This window comes from Vagococcus sp. AM17-17, from assembly GCF_003471765.1.
Lineage (GTDB): Bacteria > Bacillota > Bacilli > Lactobacillales > Vagococcaceae > Vagococcus > Vagococcus teuberi.
In genome coordinates, this window is record NZ_QRJY01000034.1 from 1 (window position 1) to 2,912 (window position 2,912).

Consider the following 2,912-nt stretch of genomic DNA (forward strand, 5'->3'; position numbering starts at 1 on the left):
TTCTTCATCATCGTGCCTCCAGTAATTTTAGTTAAAGTCATTATATCGAAAAAATATCCTTAATTAAACTTTGCAACACAACCTTTTAAAATAAATCAAAAAAACACCTTAGAACCACTGCACACACAGTGATTCTAAGGTATTTAAATTATTTTTTGTGGGTAATTGTCTTGATAGTTTTATCTTCTAAAACTTGGTATTGATAATCGAATTTTCTTTTTTCGTCTACAGTCATAGAGTCTATAACATTATTAATTAACAACTCTATCGCTTCTTTTTGTGTGTCACCATAACCAATTAACGACAACGCGTTTATTTGGTCCCTTAACCTGGTATCTATTTTTAATGTTGTCGGTTTAGGTTCGTAAATAAAAGCAGGAGTTAAAGTTTTGACGTCGCTATTATTTTCTTCTTTTTTAGGCAATTGATCCATAGTAAACTTTTTTTCAGGTTCAATCGTCGGGCCTCTATCTATCTTCTTTTTGTTTTTATTAGATTCTACTAACTTCATAATCTTATTCCTCCAAACGATTGATAAATTCGTCAGTCACATCGTTATACACATTCAAAACTTTTTTATCGTGCATATCATCGTTTGTTATACCAGTTAAATCATAACGTTTTAAGCGTTCCATATTTCTGATGGTTGTTTCAAATATATTAGACTCCCCAAAGATTTCTTTAGCAGCTTCTAAAGTAGATACATCGACAGGAGCCCCATTCTTTAATAAAACTGGTAATATCCCAAGAACATCAAGTGTGGGTGCGTGGAATGTATCTATAACTTCATTTTGTATGTATCTTAGAAATGCTTCGGCACCTTGCAAACTTCTTTCATGTGTTTGCATTACGATAACGCACCAATCAGATGCGTACAGAGCTGAATCTGTTATCAATGAAATTGTTGGTGGTATGTCGATTAATATAAAATCATATTTATCTTTTAGTGGCTCTAGTAGAGAGCTGAAGTACATTACTCTCTCGTTATAATCAGTTATGCTTTCCATAAAACGTGGGAACAAACTAAAATCAGCGCTAGAAGCTAATAAGTCTAGATTGTTTTTAATGTTTATCACAGCTTTGCTCAAATCTTTAGCTTGAATAGCAGCCATTAAAGTAGTGTCAAAAACAGTGACTTCATTATCTAAATAGTTCTTCGTTTTTAAAAATAGGTTTGTTGCGTTACCTTGCGGGTCCATATCGACTAGCAAAGTGCGATACCTCCTATTCGCTAACTCATTAGCAACCATCGTGCTATTAGTCGTTTTCCCTGTTCCGCCTTTAAAATTTCCCCAAGTTACTATCTGTGCCATATCATTCACCTCGTCTATTTATTACCCTTATTCTACACTTTTTATCTAAGGTATGCAAACAAAAAAGTTAAACGGTATACAAGTATTAAAGTATACAAGTATTAAAGTATACAAGTATTAAAGTATGCGAGTATTAAAGTATGCAAAAGAAGAAACTTATTATAATGGCGTTTATAAAGGTACGCGAGTATTAAAGTATGCAAGTATGCAAATGAAAAAAAGTATGCAAGTATTATTGAATACTATCATACTTTCATACAATAATACCGTTTGTCTAAAACTATATAAATGAAACTTACTAAATGCTAACCTTTTAATAAATACCAGCCACGCATAGAATCACGCACATACCTATGTATGCCAGAAGGGGAAATCTAGATGCCCTATGTGCCAAAGACTAGAAGTCGGCTGTACAAGGCGAGTACAGGCGGTATTTAACGTAAGGAAACGGTGACTACGACCATTTAGCCAGTAATAAAAACGGTAGGGGAGGAAGTCTTTTGCGGACTTCACTAGTATAGATTTTTTATACGTCTCAATATAAGTTAAATTCCAGGGGTGTTTTTCGAGCGTTGACCCGATGTTAATCTCAACGTAGGGCTTATATGAGTTGTTCAAGGGTAAGATGAGAACGTAAAGTGAAGCGATGTTTATACCAAAATATAAGTTTTTTACTGATTTATAGGGCAGAGTTTGCCCAAAACCTCCTGATACCCCAGTCGGTAAGTAATTGGAGAGTTCATTAAAATAAAAATAATCATGAACTCATGACACTGATAAACTAAGACTTATAAAGAGAGCGGGGTGTGAGTTCATAAATAGTGATGTGTATTCTTGTAATCGTGAACTTATATATAAAGAAAAACTACTCATTTGAGTGGCTTATTTAACACGATATGATTGACCTGCTTTAATTTTAACACCTGGATTTAATTCGTAAAACTTATCAATAGATATTCCATTATCTATAGTAAAGTGGACAAGATTTCCATCTTCATTCATGTTGGCATAAACAGGCTCATTTTGTTTTTCCTGCTCTTTGGCATATTGTTCAGCCATTTTTTTATTATCTTGATCGTTTGGAACTTTATATTCAGTAGCGGAAACAGATTGAGTTGTTTGATTGTTTTGTTGAGTTTCAGTTTGGATTGGGGTTCCTTGTTGTACAGTTTCTTCTACATTTGTTTCAACAGTCTTTTCTAATTCTTTTTCTTTACTATCCAATGCTTTGCGTTTATCATCGACTTCTTTTTTTAATTTATCTATTTCTTTCGTTTTGCTATCTGCAGTCTTTTTTAACTTATTTATCTTAATATCTGCTTTCGCAATTTCTTTTTGATTATCATCTATTTTATAAACGTTAAAACTACCTATACCTAGCAAAGAAAGAGAAAGGATAGCATTTAATATTGTTTGTTTTTTCATAGTTATGATCTACTCAAAATGGTTGTTTTGTAAAGTTAAAAAAATAAGCAAATACATCCAAATTTTGATCAATGGTCTATGCTGCTTTAAGGGTTGTGTTGCAAAGTTTAATTAAGGATAATTTTTCGATATAATGACTTTAACTAAAATTACTGGAGGCACGATGATGAAGAA

The 2,912-nt window shown here is 32.6% G+C and carries 3 protein-coding genes; all 3 read right to left on the reverse strand.

Translation table 11 applies throughout. From position 1 onward, the window contains the following. Positions 1 to 148: 148 nt before the first annotated feature. Positions 149 to 511, reverse strand: coding sequence for a DUF5388 domain-containing protein (locus tag DW196_RS10985; RefSeq protein ID WP_118251288.1), 363 nt, complete (start codon positions 509 to 511; stop codon positions 149 to 151). 4 nt (positions 512 to 515) lie between these two features. Beyond that, positions 516 to 1,313 (reverse strand): ParA family protein, encoded by a 798-nt coding sequence (locus DW196_RS10990; protein WP_118251289.1) that lies wholly within the window; start codon positions 1,311 to 1,313, stop codon positions 516 to 518. A gap of 882 nt (positions 1,314 to 2,195) precedes the next feature. Then, the gene (locus DW196_RS10995) at positions 2,196 to 2,738 is read right to left on the reverse strand and encodes a hypothetical protein (protein WP_118251290.1); all 543 of its coding nucleotides are present in this window, start codon (positions 2,736 to 2,738) and stop codon (positions 2,196 to 2,198) included. Positions 2,739 to 2,912: the final 174 nt, after the last annotated feature.

Coding starts and splice junctions, on each gene's coding strand:
- DW196_RS10985 (WP_118251288.1), bottom strand. CDS start 511: ATGAAGTTAGTAGAATCTAATAAAAACAAAAAGAAGATAGATAGAGGC.
- DW196_RS10990 (WP_118251289.1), bottom strand. CDS start 1,313: ATGGCACAGATAGTAACTTGGGGAAATTTTAAAGGCGGAACAGGGAAA.
- DW196_RS10995 (WP_118251290.1), bottom strand. CDS start 2,738: ATGAAAAAACAAACAATATTAAATGCTATCCTTTCTCTTTCTTTGCTA.